This is a genomic window from Variovorax sp. WS11 (assembly GCF_010499245.1).
Lineage (GTDB): Bacteria > Pseudomonadota > Gammaproteobacteria > Burkholderiales > Burkholderiaceae_C > Variovorax.
Genome location: NZ_JAAGOW010000001.1, coordinates 2,255,522 through 2,270,691, shown reverse-complemented (window position 1 = coordinate 2,270,691; position 15,170 = coordinate 2,255,522). Strand labels below are relative to the sequence as shown.

The window sequence follows — 15,170 nt, the reverse complement described above, 5'->3', positions numbered from 1 at the left end:
GGGCCGCATGGCCGGGCGTGTCGACGGGGCGCGCCCCAGAAGGCCATGACGCAGTCGCCCATGTACTTGTCGACGGTGCCCCGGCGCTCGCTGATGATCCGGGTCAGGCGGCTGAAGAGGGCGTTCAAGAAGGCCTGCAGCTCGACCGGCGCCATCTGCTCCGACATCTGGGTGAAGCCGCGCATGTCGCAGAACATCACGGTGAGCTCCTTGCTCTGGGCCCGCATGCTGTAGCGCCGGGGGTCGGCGCGCATCTCGTCGACCAGCTGCGGCGGCACGTAGGTGCCGAACAAGCCGGCCAGGCTGCGGCTGGCGCGCGCCTCGACGAAGTAGCCCCAGCTCATGTTGAACGCGAAGGCGAGCGGCACCATGGCCAGTGCGGCGGCCATCGGCAGCACCAGGCCGGCGCCGAGGTAGAGCCAGGTGTTCAACCCGACCAAGCCTGCCCCGGTGGCCAGGGCCAGCAAGGCTGCCCGCGGCGCCGACAGCAAGGACAGGCCAAAGGCCAGCAGCAGCCCCGCGGCCAGCATCGTGACCAGCTCGTAGCCGGCGGCGTAGTCGGGCACGACGAGCAGCCGCCGGTCGAGCAGGCCGGAGATGATGTTGGCGTGCACTTCCACGCCAGGGAAGACGGCGTCTACAGGTGTGGAGCGCAAGTCCTGCAGCCCAGGGGCCGTGGCACCGACCAGCACGATCTTCCCCTTGAGTTCGCCGGGCGCCAGCGCGCCGTCCAGGACCTGGGCCGCGGCCACATAGCGAAAGGACCCGCCGCGCGCACCGCCGCGGCCGCGAAAGGGCACCAGCATGCTGGCGCTCTGGTCGACTGGCACCCGCAGGTGCGAGGCGCCCGCGCCGAGCAGCAGGGCTTCCAGCACCGGCGATTCGTCCGGGGAGGCGGCCGGCGCAAACACCGGCATGGGGGTCGACGGCGACCCGTCGATGAGGCGGTGCACCGCCAGCGCGAGCGATGCGTAATAGCCCGGGCGCGCCGCGGCGCCTTCGTAGCGCGCGAGCAGCGGCACCGAGCGCACGACCCCATCCTCGCGCGGGTCGAGCACGACATTGAAGAAGCCGCCCTCCGGTGCGGCCGTCGCCAGCTGCGGGATGTTGGCGCCGAAGGCGTTCCAGCCCGTGACGTCCTCGCTCTCCGGCGGAAAGACCTGGAGCGGCAGCGTCGGCGGCGGCAGCTTTCCGGTGGCGCGCGCCTCGGCGGTCTGGGTGAAGTAGTAGCCCAGCGCCACGCGCCGCCCGGCGAGCGCCTTCGCGAACAGGGCGTCGTGGTCCAGACGCGGCGCGAGGCGCTCGATCTCGGCGGCGAATTTCGGGTCGTCATGCCAGGGGCCGGCGGCCAACTGCCGCAGAACGGGCAGCCCCGAACTGGTGTCGGGCTCGGCGAAAAGCACGTCGAAGCCCAGCACGGCCGCCTGCTGCCGGCCCATCAGCTCCTCCGTGAGACGCGCCAGCTTGTCCCGGCTCCACGGCCATTGGCCGAGCTGGTGCAGGCTGGGCTCGTCGATGTCGACGATCACGATGCGGGGGTCGAGCGTGCCCGGCATGGTGGCGCGCAGCCGGGCGTCGTAGATGAACTGATCCAGCCGAACCAGCAGGGGGAGCCGCCAGACGCCCGCGGCGTGCAGCAGCGCGAGCAGTACGGGCAGCAGGGTGATGGCGATGCGGGCGCCGTGTCGCCGCAGTCCGTTCATTCGGGTGGGCGGGCGCGGCGGCGCTCGCGCTTCACGCGCTCAGCTGGCGACGAACTGCATCCGCGTGCCGCCGAGCTCGAGCACGTCGCCGTCCTGCAGGGCGACGGCCTCGTTGCCCAGGGGCTCGCCATTGAGCGCCGTGCCGCCATCGATCGGCGCTACCACGTAGCCGTGTAGGCGCCTCGTGACGGCCGCGACGGCGACGCCGGGCTTGCCGATGGTGGTGACGACCTTCTGCAGCGAGAGCTCGCGCCCGGCGCCGCTGCCCGAGAGCACGCGAATGACGGCCACGCCCGTGGAGCCGCCCAGCGGCGTATGGACGGTCGGCGCGGAAGACAGGGGAATGGGTTCCGAGGACGCAGCGACGATGGTCGGGCCGTGCCCGGTGGCGCCTTCGGTCGCGCCGCCGCCCACCAGGTAGCGAATCTTGTACTTGCCGACCTCGATCACGTCGTTGTGCTCGAGCGCCTGCTTCTTGACGGCACGCCCGTTGACGTAGGTGCCGTTGGTGCTGTTGAGATCTTCCAGGTAGACATCGCCGCCGATCATGTGCAGCACGGCGTGCTCGCCGCTGATGGCGAGGTTGTCGATCACGATGTCGTTGTACGGCCGCCGGCCCATCGTGGTGCGGTCCTTGGCGAGCGTCACTTCCTTGATGACGACACCGTCGATCGAAACGATCATTTTCGGCATGGCCGACTCCTGGATCTCATTTGTTGTATCACGGCTGTCACCTGCAGTGAATGCTAGTCCGAGCCTGGCGATCCGGATGCCTGCGCCGCGTCGCTCGAACTCGAACCGGCCCTGGCCAGGACAACCGAAATGTTGTCCTTGCCGCCATTCTCGTTCGCAGTTGCAACCAAAAGTGTTGCTTTTTCAGATAGCCCCGTTTGTTGTAACAAAATCGTGAAAAGCTGCCCATCGGGCACCATTTCGCTCAAGCCATCGGAACATAGCAGGAAAACGTCCCCCGCCTTCACGTTGTGCTCGTGCATTTCGAGTTCGACATGGCGTTCGATCCCCAGCGCCCGCGTCACCAAGTTGCGGTGCGGCGAGAGGCTGGCCTGCTCCGGCGTGATGGCGCCTGCGTCGAGCTGCTCCTGCAGCAGGGAATGGTCGCGGGTGAGCAGCTCCAGCTTGTCCTCCCGCAGGCGGTAGCAGCGAGAGTCGCCGATGTGGCCCACGATGACGCGCCGCGGGCCGAAAGCGGCCAGCACGAGCGTGGTGCCCATGCCCTGCAATTGCAGGTTGGCCACCCCGGCTTCCAGGATGGCGGTGTTGGCTTCGTCGGTGCCGGCCTGCAGCGCGCGCCGCACGGCCCGCGGGTTGGCGCTCGGCCCGGCGTGGGCGAGCCAGCGGCCGAAGCTCGCCTGCAGCAGCGCGACGGCCATGCCGCTGGCCACCTCGCCGCCGTTGTAGCCGCCCATGCCGTCGGCCAGCAGCACGAGGCCCAGCCCGGGGTCGTAGGCGATCGTGTCTTCGTTGTTGGCGCGCACCCGGCCGGGGTCGGTCAGGGCGGCGAAATCCCAGGCGAGCGAGCCGGTGTCGGGGGAAACGGATGCGCCTAGGTTCGCCATGAATCAGTCAAATTGGGGTCAGGGGGGCGCGATCATTGCACGGCCGAGGCCGCGCGCTGACGCTGCCACTTGCCGTAGGCCACGACGAAGACGGCACCGGCCGCCGCGCCGGCGTAGTGGAGCCAGGGGTCAGCCGCCAGCACACCGCTCAGGGCGACGTCGCTCACGATGGTCTCGCCGCCGACCCAGCCGATCAAGGCGGCGCCGAGCATGATGATGATGGGGAAGCGCTCCATGAGCTTGATCATCAGGGTACTGCCGAAAATCACCAACGGGATGCTGATGGCCAGGCCCAGCACCAGCAGCACCATGCTGCCTTGCGCCGCAGCGGCGACGGCGATCACGTTGTCCAGGCTCATCACCAGGTCGGCCAGCAGGATGGTCCGCACTGCGGCGAACATGCTGCCGTACTGCTTTTCCTCGCCGTCATCCTCGTCCTCATCCCCCAGCAACTGCACGCCGATCCATAGCAGGAGCGCGCCGCCCAGGATCTGCAGGTAGGGCAGTGCCAGCAGCTTGGCGGCGACGACAGCCAGCGCGATCCGCAGCACCACGGCGGCGCCCGAGCCCATGAGCACGGCCTTGTTCTGCTGTGCAGGCGGCAGCGAGCGGGCGGCCATCGCGATTACCACCGCGTTGTCCCCGGAAAGAATGATGTTGATCCAGACAATCTTGACGAGCCCGATCCAGAAGTCGGCAGTTTGCAAATAATCCATGTCTCTTTTCCACTGTTATGTATTGAAAAAGCGCCCGCAACGTGAATTGCGAGCGCTTTTCTTCTGGTGTGGACGGGAGGGCGGCGGCTTTAGATCTGTGCCTTGAGAAGCTTGCCGAGCTCCGAGAAGTTGCGAGTGATCTTGAAGCCGCTTTCTTCCATGATCGCGAGCTTGGCTTCCGCCGTGTCCGCGCCGCCCGAGATCAGGGCGCCCGCATGGCCCATGCGCTTGCCCGGGGGGGCGGTCACGCCGGCGATGAAGCCGACCACCGGCTTCTTCATGTGCTCCTTGCACCAGCGCGCGGCATCGGCCTCGTCGGGACCGCCGATCTCGCCGATCATGATCACGGCGTCGGTGTCGGGATCGTCGTTGAAGGCCTTCATCACGTCGATGTGCTTCAGGCCATTGATCGGGTCGCCGCCGATGCCCACGGCGCTGGACTGGCCCAGGCCGATCTCGGTGAGTTGCGCAACCGCTTCATAGGTCAGCGTGCCGGAGCGGCTGACCACGCCGATGCGGCCCTTGCGGTGGATGTGGCCGGGCATGATGCCGATCTTGATCTCGTCGGGCGTGATCAGGCCGGGGCAGTTCGGGCCGAGCAGCAGCGTTTCCTTGCCGCCCGCGGCGACCTTGGCCTTCATCCTGTTGCGCACTTCGAGCATGTCCCGCACCGGGATGCCCTCGGTGATGCAGATGGCCATGTCCAGGTCGGCCTCGGCGGCTTCCCAGATGGCGGCGGCGGCGCCGGCCGGCGGCACGTAGATCACGGAGACGGTGGCGCCGGTCTGCGTGGCGGCTTCCTTCACCGAGCCGAAGATCGGGATGTTGAAGATCGACTCGCCGGCCTTCTTCGGGTTGACCCCGGCCACGAAGCAGTTCTTGCCGTTCGCGTATTCCTGGCACTTCTCGGTGTGGAACTGGCCGGTCTTGCCGGTGATGCCTTGGGTGATGACTTTGGTGTCTTTGTTGATGTAGATCGACATGGCGGTTCCTTAGGCTTTCTTGACTGCTGCCACGACCTTCTGGGCCGCTTCCGCCATGGTGTCGGCGCTGATGATGGGCAGGCCCGAATCGGCTAGCAGCTTCTTGCCTTCGACTTCGTTGGTGCCTTTCATGCGCACCACCAGCGGCACCTGCAGGTTGACCGCCTTGCAGGCCGCGATCACGCCGGTGGCGATGGTGTCGCACTTCATGATGCCGCCGAAGATGTTGACGAGGATGGCCTCGACGTTCTTGTTCTTCAGCATGATCTTGAAGGCTTCGGTGACCTTCTCGGGGGTGGCGCCGCCGCCCACGTCGAGGAAGTTGGCCGGCTCGCCGCCGAACAGCTTGATGGTGTCCATGGTGGCCATCGCGAGGCCGGCGCCGTTCACCAGGCAGCCGATGTTGCCGTCGAGGCTGATGTAGGCGAGGTCGAACTTGCTGGCCTCGACTTCGGCGGCGTCTTCTTCATCGAGGTCGCGCAGGGCCACGATCTCGGGGTGGCGGAACAGCGCGTTGCTGTCGAAGTTGAACTTGGCGTCCAGGGCGACGATGTTGCCCTTGCTGTCGCGGTTGAGCGGATTGATCTCGACCAGCGAGGCATCCGTTTCCATGTAGCAGGTGTAGAGCTTCTTGAAGATGTCGACGGCTTGCGCGGTCGAATCGGCCGGAATGCCGATGCCGTCGGCGATCTGCTTGGCCTGCGCGTCGGTCAGCCCGTCCTTGGGATCGGCGAAGACGGTGATGATCTTCTCGGGCGAGGAGTGCGCGACTTCCTCGATGTCCATGCCGCCTTCGCTGGAGGCGATGAAGGCCACCTTCTGCGTCGCGCGGTCGGTCACGGCCGAGACGTAGTATTCCTTCTGGATGTCGGCGCCGTCCTCGATGTAGAGCCGGCGGACCTTCTGGCCTTCGGGGCCGGTCTGGTGGGTCTTGAGCTGCATGCCGAGGATGTCGCCGGCGAGCTTCTTGACGTCGTCGATGCTCTTGGCGACCTTCACGCCGCCGCCCTTGCCGCGGCCGCCCGCGTGGATCTGGGCCTTGACCACCCACACGGGGCCGCCGAGTTTCTGGGCGGCCTCGACCGCCTCCTGAACCGTGTATGCCGGGATGCCTCGCGGCACAGGCACGCCGAACTTGGCAAGAATTTCCTTGCCTTGGTACTCGTGAATCTTCATGAGGGTGTCTCTCGGGGACGAGGGGTTGGGGAACGGGAGATTTCGTGTTGCCCTCGGGCCACGGCGCGCGGGGGGTGACCGGGCGGAGGACAGCAGGCGACTGTATCATGGTGCGCCGCACCAACGGCGAGCGGCCGCTGTGGTCACTACGTAGTTTTTTCTTACGTCCTTTCCCAGGCAATCCGAGGCTTCCACCATGCCCAAGGTCTTCATCGACGGCGAGGCCGGCACCACCGGCCTCCAGATCCGCGAGCGGCTGCAGAAGATGCCGCAGGTCGAGCTCGTGAGCATCGCCCCCGAGCTGCGCAAGGACGTGGCCGCCAAGCGCGAGCTGATGGCGGGCGTCGATCTGGTGGTGCTGTGCCTGCACGACGATGCGGCTCGCGAGTCCGTCGCGCTCATCGACCAACTCGAAGGCCGGGGCCGCCGCCCCAAGATCATCGACGCCTCGACGGCCCACCGCACGGCCGCCGGCTGGGTGTTCGGCTTCCCCGAGCTGGTGGCCGGCCAGAAAGATGCCGTGGCCAAGGCCGAGCGCGTGGCCAACCCCGGCTGCTACGCGACCGGCGCCATCGCCATCGTCCGCCCGCTGGTCGATGCCGGCCTGCTGCCGGCCGACCACGCCATCGCGCTGCCCTCCGTCAGCGGCTATTCGGGCGGCGGCCGCACCATGATCGAGGCCTACGAAAAGGGCGAGGCGCCGCTGTTCGAGACCTATGCCCTGGGCCTCAAGCACAAGCACATCCCCGAGATCATGAAGTACACCGGCCTGACGCGTCGGCCCGTCTTCATCCCTTCCGTGGGCAACTTCAAGCAGGGCATGTTGGTGCAGCTGCCGCTGCATCTGGACGAGCTGCCCGGCAAGCCCAAGGCCGGCGATCTGCAGGAGGCGCTGGCGGCGCACTACGCGAAGAGCAACACGCCGGAGCAGTTCGTGAGGGTGCTGCCGCCAACCGAAGACGGCAAGCTCGACGCGCTGGGCCTCAACGACACCAACAACCTGGAGATCCGCGTGTTCCCGAACGAGGACCACCGCCATGCGGTCGTCATCGCCCGGCTGGACAACCTGGGCAAGGGCGCCAGCGGCGCGGCGGTGCAAAACCTCGAGTTGATGCTGGGGCTCTGAGCCCGCGGCGGCGAGGCGGGTTCAGTCCTCGAAGTCGTCGCGCAGCACCTTCGCAACCACACCGGCGGCGAAGCCGCGCGCCAGCATGAAGCGCATCTGCTTCGCGCGCTCGGCCGCATCCTGCGGCGGCGTGCCGAAGCGCTGCTGCCAGACCTCGCGGGCCCGCTGGAGCTCGCTGCCCGCCAGAGCGGCAATCGCATCGGCCACCGCCTCGGGCGCGATGCCCTTGTGCAGCAGTTCCTGCCGCACGCGCGCCGCGCCGTGGCGGGCCGCGCGCTGGTGCAGCACCGACTGCACCACCCTCGCCTCGCTGATGAAGTCCTTGGCGGCCAGCTCGTCGAGCGCGCGCGCCAGCGTGCCGGGCTCTTCCTCGTACTTGGCCAGCTTGCGTTCGAGCTCGCTGCGGGAATGTTCGCGTTGGCCGAGCAGGCGCAGGGCGCGGCCCTTGAGAGAAGGAGCGCTGGGGGCCATCACCGGTGATCAGCCCCCGGAAGCGGCCTCGCCCGCGTCCTCGGGCAGGAGCGGAATGCCCAGCGATTCGCGCACCTTGTTCTCGATCTCGCGCGAGAGCGACGGGTTCTCGCGCAGGAATTCGCGCGCGTTGTCGCGGCCCTGCCCGATCTTCTCGCCGTTGTAGGCGTACCAGGCGCCTGACTTGTCGACGATCTTGGCGGCCACGCCCATGTCGATGATCTCGCCCTCGCGGCTGATGCCCTCGCCGAACAAGATGTCGAACTCGGCCGTCTTGAAGGGCGGCGAGACCTTGTTCTTCACCACCTTGACCTTGGTCTCGTTGCCGATCGCCTCGTCGCCCTTCTTGATGGTGCCGATGCGGCGGATGTCCAGCCGCACCGAGGCGTAGAACTTCAGCGCATTGCCACCGGTGGTGGTCTCGGGCGAGCCGAACATCACGCCGATCTTCATGCGGATCTGGTTGATGAAGATGACCATGCAGTTGGTCTTCTTGATGGTGGCGGTGAGCTTGCGCAGCGCCTGGCTCATGAGCCGCGCCTGCAGGCCGGGCAGGGAGTCGCCCATCTCGCCCTCGATTTCGGCCTTGGGCGTGAGCGCGGCGACCGAGTCGATGACGATCAGGTCGACGGCACCCGAGCGCACCAGCGAGTCGACGATCTCCAGGGCCTGCTCGCCGGTGTCGGGCTGGCTGATCAGCAGGTCGGACAGGTTCACGCCCAGCTTCTGCGCGTACTGCACGTCCAGCGCATGCTCGGCATCGACGAAGGCGCAAGTGCCGGCCTGCTTCTGCATCTGGGCGATGACCTGCAGCGTGAGCGTGGTCTTGCCCGAGGATTCCGGCCCGTAGATCTCGATCACGCGGCCGCGCGGCAGGCCTCCGACGCCCAGGGCGATGTCCAGGCCCAGCGAGCCGGTGGAGACCACCTGGATGTCCTCCAGCGCCTCGCCCTCGCCCAGCCGCATGATGGTGCCCTTGCCGAACTGCTTCTCGATCTGGGCCAGCGCGGCCTGCAGGGCCTTGGCTTTTTCGGTGTTGGCGCCGGCGATGCTGGTGCCCTTGACGACTGCGTCCATGCGGAAAATCTCCTGGAGGATCAATAGGTTGTAGGGGATTCATCCAGACTGCTTTTAACAACAGCCTGGATGCCTGAACAGTAGTGTAGAGGTCGATGGGCTTGAGTAAACCCAATTTTTGGTCAGCTTGGCTTACTATCGACCACCGGTGACAGACCCTGCATTCTCGATCGACCCCGACGCCTGGCGCCAGACCCACCTGGGCCGCCTGCTGGGCCACGCCATGCGCCGCTTCGACGAACGCGTACTCGCCCTGATGGCGCACGACGCCGACGTGCCGCTCGCGCTGTCCAACCTCGCGGCGCGCGCGCAGGTGAGTGCTGCCCACATCCACATCACGCGTCATCTGGCGCGCGACGGCTCGCGCCTGACCGAACTCGCCGAGCGCGCGGGCATGACCAAGCAGGCGATGGGCAAGCTGGTGGATCAGTGCGAGGCCTGGGGCCTGGTGACCCGCGGCCCCGATACGCATGACGCCCGAGCCCGGCGCGTGCTGTTCACCGCCGACGGCCTGGCCTGGCTGGAGGCTTTCCGCAAGGCGGTGGCGCAGGCCGAGGGCGAGTTCCGCGCGAGCGTCGGCGACGAGATCGCCACCGTGGTTTCCATCGGGCTCGAAGCCTATGCGGCCGCCTAGAATCCCGAGGGGGAGACGGCCCGGCGGCCCGCGCAAGCCCGCCATCTCTGGAGACGCGGCATGCGAATACTGATTGCGGAAGACGACCAGGTGCTGGCCGATGCGCTGCTGCGCAGCCTGCGCACCTCGGGCTCGGCGGTGGACCACGTGGCCACCGGCTCGCAAGCCGATGCCGCGCTGATGACCAACAGCGAATTCGACTTGCTGATCCTCGATCTCGGCCTGCCCAACATGCACGGCCTCGAGATCCTCAAGCGCCTGCGTGCCCGCGGCTCGCAGCTGCCGGTGCTGGTGCTGACCGCGGCCGACAGCGTGGAGGAGCGCGTCAAGGGCCTGGACTACGGCGCCGACGACTACATGGCCAAGCCCTTCTCGCTGCAGGAACTCGAGGCGCGCGTGCGCGCGCTCACGCGGCGCGGCATGGGCGCGACCAGCAACTCCATCAAGCACGGCCCGCTGGTCTACGACCAGGCCGGCCGGGTGGCGACCATCGACGGCAAGATGATCGAGCTGTCGGCGCGGGAGCTGGGCCTGCTCGAGGTGCTGCTGCAGCGCGCCGGGAGGCTGGTCAGCAAGGACCAGCTGGTCGAGCGCCTGTGCGAGTGGGGCGAGGAGGTGAGCCTCAACGCGATCGAGGTCTACATCCACCGCCTGCGCAAGAAGATCGAGAAGGGTCCGATCCACATCGCCACCGTGCGCGGCCTCGGCTACTGCCTCGAAAAAATCCCCTGATCCGTCTTCAAAGCGCTCGGTGAAGCTCTTCCAGCGCGCGCAGCGCTCCCTCTTCGGCGAGATCCTCGATTGGATGCTCACGCCGCTCCTGCTGCTGGTGCCGGTGAGCATCGGCGTGACCTGGCTGGTGGCCCAGGGCATCGCCAACGCGCCTTTCGACCGCACGCTCGAATACAACATCCGCGCGCTGGCGAAGGAGGTGGACGTGACGCCGGGCAGCGAGCCCTTCGAGTTGACGCCCTCGGCGCGCGAGATCCTGCGCGCCCACGATGCGGACCACATCTACTTCCAGCTGCAGAACGGCGACGGCCAACTGCTCGCCGGCGATCGCGACGTGCCGGAGCCCAACACCGACGAGGTGCCCGCGCCGGGCGTGGTCTACCTGCACAACGGCGAGATGCACGGCCAGCCGGTGCGCGTGGCCTCGTTGTGGATCGCCGGCCCGTCGCCCGAGTCGCCCCCGGCCCTGCTGCAGCTGGCCGAGACGCGCGAGAAGCAGTCGGTGCTGGCCGGCGAGATCATCAAGGGCGTGCTGCTGCCCCAGTTTGCGATCCTGCCGCTGGCGGTGCTGCTGATCTGGCTGGCGCTGGTGCGCGGCATCAAGCCGCTGTCGGTGATCGAGGCCCGCATCCGCGAACGCCGGCCCGGCGACCTGAGCCCGCTGGACGAATCGCTGGTGCCGTTGGAGGTGGTGCCGCTGGTGCTGTCGGTCAACGACCTGCTCAACAAGCTCAGCGACTCCATCGGCACGCAGAAGCGCTTCCTGGCCGACGCGGCGCACCAGCTCAAAACCCCGCTGGCCGGGCTGCGCATGCAGGCCGACCTGGCGCAGCGCGAGGGGGCCAATGCCGACGAGCTGAAGCAATCGCTCAAGCAGATCGGCCGGGCGAGCGTGCGCGCCACGCACACGGTCAACCAGCTGTTGTCGCTCGCGCGCGCCGAGGGCAGCGGTGCCGCCGTGGCACGCCAGCCCTGCGACCTGGCCAAGCTCACCATCGAGGTGGTGCGCGAAGCCGTGCCGCGCGCCATCGAGAAGCGCATCGACCTCGGCTACGACGGGGCGGAGGCGGGCGCGCCGGGCGTGGTGCTGGAAGGCAATGCCACCCTGCTGAAGGAGCTTGTGCGCAATCTGGTCGACAACGCCATCAACTACACGCCCTCGGTGCCCGGCCGCCCGGGCGTGATCACCGCGCGCGTGCTGGGCGACCCCTTCGGCCGCATCATCGTGCTGCAGGTGGAGGACAACGGCCCGGGCATCCCCGAGAGCGAGCGCGAGCTGGTGTTCGAGCCTTTCTACCGCGTGCTGGGCAACGAGGCCGACGGTTCGGGCCTGGGCCTGCCGATCGTGCTCGAGATCGCTCGGCAGCACCATGCGACCGTCCAGCTGGAAGACGCCCACGCAGGCCAGCAGCCGCCGGGCGCACGTTTCAGCCTGCGCTTCGACGCCAATGGACAGGGGGATGACTAGGCCGAAGTTCCTCGGTCACCCTGCGGCCTTTTGGCCGGTAACCCCTTTGAAATCAACGAGTTGAGCGGCCTCATGTGTTCCAAAATGTAGGCATGTTATTTACTTGATATTAGCTTGTATTTGACCTATTAATGTAGGCATGCACATCCATGTCGTGCCGAATCGTGGCTCACCGCCCACCGTGCTGCTGCGCGAGTCCTACCGCGAGGGCTCCAAGGTCGGCAAGCGCACGCTGGCCAATCTGTCGAGCCTGTCGGCCGCGCAGATCGAAGCCATTCGAGCAGCCCTGCGCGGCGAGGCCTTGCAGCCGCTCACGCAGTGCTTGGAGATCACCGCGTCGCGTTCGCATGGCCATATGCAAGCCGTTGGCGAGGCTATGCAGCGGCTGGGCTTCGCCTCGGTGCTTGCCTCCAAGCCCTGCCGCGAGCGCGACCTGGTACTGGCCATGGTGGCCTCGCGCATCGCAACGCCGCATACCAAGTTGGCCACCACGCGCTGGTGGCACACCACGGCGACGCTGGCCGAGGACCGGTGTCGCCGACGCCGACGAGGGACGACCTGTACGCGGCGATGGACTGGCTGCTCGCGCGCCAGGCCACGATCCAGAAGAAGCTCACCGCGCGTCGCGAGGGGCCGGCGCCCTGGTGCTGTACGACCTATCGTCGAGCTACTTCGAGGGGCAGCAGTTGCCCCCTGGCCAGGCTCGGCTATAGCCCCGCGACGGCAAGAAGGGCCTGCTGCAGGTCAACTACGGCCTGCTCACCGATGAAGGGGCTGCCCGCTGGCCGTGTCGGTGTACGAGGGCAATGTGGCCGACAACCTGACCTTTGCTGCCTGAGGTCAACGGCTGCGCGAGGAGTTCGGCGTCGAACAACTGGTGATGGTGGGTGACCGCGGCATGATCTCCAACAAGGCGATCCAGGAGATGCGCGAGTCCGGGCGTGGGCTGGATCAGTGCGCTGAAGAGCGTCTCGATTCGCGCGCTGGTCGGGCAGCCACCTGCAGCTTGGTTTGTTCGACGAGCGCAACCTGCTGAACCTGGAGCTCGCCGGACTACCCGGGCGCGCCGGTGGCGTGCCGCAATCCGGAACTCGCCAAGCTGCGCACGCACAAGCGCGAGGACCGCCTCGCGCCGCCACCGAGGCCAATCTGCGAAAGATCAAGGCCCGGGTGGATGCACTCAAGCTGGCTGGGCGCGACGAGATCGGCTCGACCGCGCGTGGGCAAGGTCGTCAACCAGTACAAGGTCGCCAAGCACTTCGAGCTGGTGGATTGGCGACAACGCCTTCCCTTCGCGCAAGACAGACGCCATCGCTGCCGGGCGGCACTGGACGGCATTTACATCATCCGCACCTCGGTGCCAACGACGCAGATGGACGCGTCCCGGTGCGTGCGCAGCTACAAGGCGCTCGCCAACGTCGCGCGCGTTCCGCTCGCTCAAGACGATCGATCTGAAGGTGCGCCCGATCCACCACCGCACCGCTGATCGGGTGCGCGCGCACATCTTCCTGTGCATGCTGGCCTACTACGTCGAGTGGCACATGCGCGAGGCTTGGGCGCCGCTGATGTTCGCCGACACGGATCAACAGGCCAAGGCCGCGCGTGACCCGGTGGCGCCGGCTACGCGATCCAAGGCGGCGCTGGCCAAGGTGGCCCGCCACATGCTGGATGACGGCACGCCGGTGCATAGCTTCTCGACCCTCATGGCCGAACTCGCCACCATCGTGCGCAACACCTGTCGCACGCCCAACGCCGGGGCCGACGCGCCGACCTTCGAGGTGCTCACTACACCCAACGTGCAGCAGCAGCGAGCGCTCAACCTCATCCAGCAGATCCGGTTGTAGACAGAAGCCGGACTCCCGAACTCACGCCAAGTGCTTGTCGTGCAAAGGCAAACTCGCTCGACGGCTTCAGGAACTTCGGACTAGGGCTTGGCCCCCGCCGCGCTCTCGTCCTTGCGGATCTGCAGCAGCTGGGGCCGGATCTGCTGCTTCAGCCGCTCCGGCTCGCTCTGGCCCAGGCGCGCGGGCACGGTGCCGAACATCGCGAGCCCGCCGCGGGCCCAGGCGAAGTAGAGCAGGTTCGCCAGCAGCAGGAGGACGACGAGCGCGCGCAGCCGCATGATCAGCCCTTCGACGGCGCCGGCCGCACGCTGACCTCGGCGCTGGTGATGGTCTTCACGCCCGCGGACGTCTGCACCAGCAGTTCGCCGCCCCAGCCGACGCCGGCGCAGCGCCCTGTAGTGCCGTCGCTGAGCTGCACCTCGCGGCCGCGCAGGGTGTCGCGCGCGGCGAAGCGCTCGGCGAAGGGCACGAAACCCCGCTCGCCGAACAGCAGCACATGCGCCACCAGCGGCGGGATGATCTCGCGCAGCAGCTGGGGCGCGCTGGCGTCGGGGCGCCATTGCGCGAGCCACGCCGGCGGTGTGCTCATGCCCGTGGCCTCGCGCGCGCCGATGTTGATGCCGATGCCGATCACCAGGTAGCGCTCGGCCGCTCCGTCCTGCGGCAGGGCGGTCTCGATCAGGATGCCGCCGAGCTTGCGGTCTTCGACCCACAGGTCGTTGGGCCACTTGAGCGCGACGCGGAGCTGGTGCGAAGGGTCCAGGCTCTCCGCCACGCTCACGCCGACCGCGAGCGAGAGCCCCGACCAGTCGCGGGGCATCAGCGGCAGGCCCAGCGAGAAGGTCAGCGAGGCGGGCTCGCCCGCGTCCTGCGCGCTCTGCCAAGCCCGCCCCATGCGCCCGCGGCCGGCGGTCTGGCGCTTGGCGACCAGCAGCACCGGCAGCGCGCGGCCTTCGCGGGCGCGCCGCATCAGCTCGCTGCTGGTCGAATCGATCTCGTCGACGACCTCGACCGCCAGGCCCGGCAGCAGCGGGGCCACGGCGGCGGCGATGTCGTCTTCGAACCAGGGGGCGGCCATGGTCAGTGCTTGTCGTCCTTCTTCTTGGCCTTCTTGTCCTTCTTGGCCTTTTTCTTCTTCTTGTCCTTCTTCTCGTCGTCCTTGGGCGCGAGCAGGGTGCCGCGGCACTGGCCGGAGCCGCACCAGCAGGGGAAATCGGCCTTGAGCTTCTTCGTGTAGGGCTCGTCGATGATCAGGCCGTAGTCGTAGCTGAGCTCCTCGCCCGCCGCGATGTTGCGCAGCGCCTTGATGAAGACGCGCCCCTTGTCCTCGTCGGCCTCGCAGTTGGGCTCGCAGGAGTGGTTGATCCAGCGCGCGGCGTTGCCCTTGACCCCGCCGTCGATCACGCGCCCGTCATCGATGTGGAAGTAGAAGGTGTGATTGGGCTGGGAGGGGTCGTGGGGATGGCGCTTGAGCGCCTCCTTCCAGGTGATGAGCTCGCCCTTGTACTCGATCAGCGTCTCGCCCTCCGAGATGTGCTGGACGGCGAACACGCCGTTGCCGTGAACGCCGGAGCGTCGCGTCTGGATGCGGCGACCGCCGTTTGTGGGGGATTTGGAGGGCATCGCCGAAGTCTGTTAGTTTGAATATGTACGCATGCGCGTG

The 15,170-nt window shown here is 67.6% G+C and carries 16 protein-coding genes and 1 pseudogene; 6 read left to right on the top strand and 11 right to left on the bottom strand.

The genetic code is table 11. From position 1 onward, the window contains the following. Positions 1-92: 92 nt before the first annotated feature. From GXN78_RS11215 to sucC, 6 genes and pseudogenes are all read right to left on the bottom strand, one after another. Positions 93-1,703 (bottom strand): annotated as a pseudogene (locus tag GXN78_RS11215) (CHASE2 domain-containing protein); the annotation flags it as partial. Positions 1,704-1,742: 39 nt separating this feature from the next. Next, on the bottom strand, positions 1,743-2,396 hold the full coding sequence (locus GXN78_RS11210; protein ID WP_106556174.1) for an FHA domain-containing protein: 654 nt from the start codon (positions 2,394-2,396) through the stop codon (positions 1,743-1,745). A 53-nt stretch (positions 2,397-2,449) separates the two neighbouring features. Then, positions 2,450-3,280, bottom strand: a complete 831-nt coding sequence (locus GXN78_RS11205) for a Stp1/IreP family PP2C-type Ser/Thr phosphatase (RefSeq protein ID WP_106556175.1) — start codon at positions 3,278-3,280, stop codon at positions 2,450-2,452. Between the two features lie 32 nt (positions 3,281-3,312). After that, a complete protein-coding gene (locus tag GXN78_RS11200) occupies positions 3,313-3,996 on the bottom strand; it encodes a TerC family protein (RefSeq protein ID WP_106556176.1) in 684 nt (227 codons plus the stop codon). Positions 3,997-4,085: 89 nt separating this feature from the next. Beyond that, positions 4,086-4,979: a succinate--CoA ligase subunit alpha gene (gene sucD, locus GXN78_RS11195; protein WP_106556177.1), complete on the bottom strand. Its 894-nt coding sequence runs from the start codon at positions 4,977-4,979 to the stop codon at positions 4,086-4,088. Positions 4,980-4,988: 9 nt separating this feature from the next. Beyond that, positions 4,989-6,155 carry an ADP-forming succinate--CoA ligase subunit beta gene (gene sucC / locus GXN78_RS11190; RefSeq protein ID WP_106556178.1) on the bottom strand — a complete coding sequence of 389 codons (1,167 nt, stop codon included), beginning with the start codon at positions 6,153-6,155 and terminating at the stop codon, positions 4,989-4,991. Positions 6,156-6,351: 196 nt separating this feature from the next. On the opposite strand from sucC, the gene argC reads away from it, so the two are divergent. Next, positions 6,352-7,281 (top strand): N-acetyl-gamma-glutamyl-phosphate reductase, encoded by a 930-nt coding sequence (gene argC, locus GXN78_RS11185; protein WP_106556179.1) that lies wholly within the window; start codon positions 6,352-6,354, stop codon positions 7,279-7,281. 21 nt (positions 7,282-7,302) lie between these two features. Here the strand turns inward: argC and recX are convergent, their stop codons facing one another. Both recX and recA read right to left on the bottom strand, forming a co-directional pair. After that, on the bottom strand, positions 7,303-7,752 hold the full coding sequence (gene recX / locus GXN78_RS11180) for a recombination regulator RecX (RefSeq protein ID WP_106556180.1): 450 nt from the start codon (positions 7,750-7,752) through the stop codon (positions 7,303-7,305). Positions 7,753-7,761: 9 nt separating this feature from the next. Beyond that, complete coding sequence (gene recA, locus GXN78_RS11175; protein WP_106556181.1) at positions 7,762-8,829, bottom strand: recombinase RecA; 1,068 nt, start codon at positions 8,827-8,829, stop codon at positions 7,762-7,764. 148 nt (positions 8,830-8,977) lie between these two features. Between recA and GXN78_RS11170 the strand changes: the two genes are divergently transcribed. The 5 genes from GXN78_RS11170 (at position 8,978) to GXN78_RS11150 (ending at position 13,507) form a co-directional block, all read left to right on the top strand. Beyond that, the gene (locus tag GXN78_RS11170; RefSeq protein ID WP_106556182.1) at positions 8,978-9,463 is read left to right on the top strand and encodes a MarR family winged helix-turn-helix transcriptional regulator; all 486 of its coding nucleotides are present in this window, start codon (positions 8,978-8,980) and stop codon (positions 9,461-9,463) included. A 60-nt stretch (positions 9,464-9,523) separates the two neighbouring features. Then, positions 9,524-10,195, top strand: coding sequence for a response regulator transcription factor (locus GXN78_RS11165; RefSeq protein ID WP_106556183.1), 672 nt, complete (start codon positions 9,524-9,526; stop codon positions 10,193-10,195). Positions 10,196-10,214: 19 nt separating this feature from the next. Then, complete coding sequence (locus GXN78_RS11160; RefSeq protein ID WP_106556184.1) at positions 10,215-11,663, top strand: sensor histidine kinase N-terminal domain-containing protein; 1,449 nt, start codon at positions 10,215-10,217, stop codon at positions 11,661-11,663. Positions 11,664-12,882: 1,219 nt separating this feature from the next. Continuing rightward, positions 12,883-13,149 (top strand): hypothetical protein, encoded by a 267-nt coding sequence (locus GXN78_RS11155; RefSeq protein WP_164255415.1) that lies wholly within the window; start codon positions 12,883-12,885, stop codon positions 13,147-13,149. Then, on the top strand, positions 13,121-13,507 hold the full coding sequence (locus tag GXN78_RS11150) for a hypothetical protein (RefSeq protein WP_164255414.1): 387 nt from the start codon (positions 13,121-13,123) through the stop codon (positions 13,505-13,507). Before GXN78_RS11155 ends, GXN78_RS11150 begins: the two co-directional genes overlap by 29 nt. Before the next feature lie 80 nt (positions 13,508-13,587). On the opposite strand, the gene GXN78_RS11145 is transcribed toward GXN78_RS11150, so the two are convergent. From GXN78_RS11145 to GXN78_RS11135, 3 genes are read right to left on the bottom strand one after another with little or no spacing between them, the layout of a single operon-like run. Continuing rightward, entirely contained in the window at positions 13,588-13,785 is a 198-nt protein-coding gene (locus GXN78_RS11145; RefSeq protein WP_106558854.1) for a sporulation protein, read from the bottom strand. A gap of 2 nt (positions 13,786-13,787) precedes the next feature. Next, complete coding sequence (locus GXN78_RS11140) at positions 13,788-14,585, bottom strand: biotin--[acetyl-CoA-carboxylase] ligase (RefSeq protein WP_106558855.1); 798 nt, start codon at positions 14,583-14,585, stop codon at positions 13,788-13,790. 2 nt (positions 14,586-14,587) lie between these two features. Further along, positions 14,588-15,130: an SET domain-containing protein-lysine N-methyltransferase gene (locus GXN78_RS11135; protein ID WP_106558856.1), complete on the bottom strand. Its 543-nt coding sequence runs from the start codon at positions 15,128-15,130 to the stop codon at positions 14,588-14,590. Positions 15,131-15,170: the final 40 nt, after the last annotated feature.

Coding starts and splice junctions, on each gene's coding strand:
- recX (WP_106556180.1), bottom strand. CDS start 7,752: ATGGCCCCCAGCGCTCCTTCTCTCAAGGGCCGCGCCCTGCGCCTGCTC.
- GXN78_RS11140 (WP_106558855.1), bottom strand. CDS start 14,585: ATGGCCGCCCCCTGGTTCGAAGACGACATCGCCGCCGCCGTGGCCCCG.
- GXN78_RS11210 (WP_106556174.1), bottom strand. CDS start 2,396: ATGCCGAAAATGATCGTTTCGATCGACGGTGTCGTCATCAAGGAAGTG.
- GXN78_RS11200 (WP_106556176.1), bottom strand. CDS start 3,996: ATGGATTATTTGCAAACTGCCGACTTCTGGATCGGGCTCGTCAAGATT.
- GXN78_RS11165 (WP_106556183.1), top strand. CDS start 9,524: ATGCGAATACTGATTGCGGAAGACGACCAGGTGCTGGCCGATGCGCTG.
- recA (WP_106556181.1), bottom strand. CDS start 8,829: ATGGACGCAGTCGTCAAGGGCACCAGCATCGCCGGCGCCAACACCGAA.
- GXN78_RS11135 (WP_106558856.1), bottom strand. CDS start 15,130: ATGCCCTCCAAATCCCCCACAAACGGCGGTCGCCGCATCCAGACGCGA.
- GXN78_RS11145 (WP_106558854.1), bottom strand. CDS start 13,785: ATGCGGCTGCGCGCGCTCGTCGTCCTCCTGCTGCTGGCGAACCTGCTC.
- sucD (WP_106556177.1), bottom strand. CDS start 4,979: ATGTCGATCTACATCAACAAAGACACCAAAGTCATCACCCAAGGCATC.
- argC (WP_106556179.1), top strand. CDS start 6,352: ATGCCCAAGGTCTTCATCGACGGCGAGGCCGGCACCACCGGCCTCCAG.
- GXN78_RS11205 (WP_106556175.1), bottom strand. CDS start 3,280: ATGGCGAACCTAGGCGCATCCGTTTCCCCCGACACCGGCTCGCTCGCC.
- sucC (WP_106556178.1), bottom strand. CDS start 6,155: ATGAAGATTCACGAGTACCAAGGCAAGGAAATTCTTGCCAAGTTCGGC.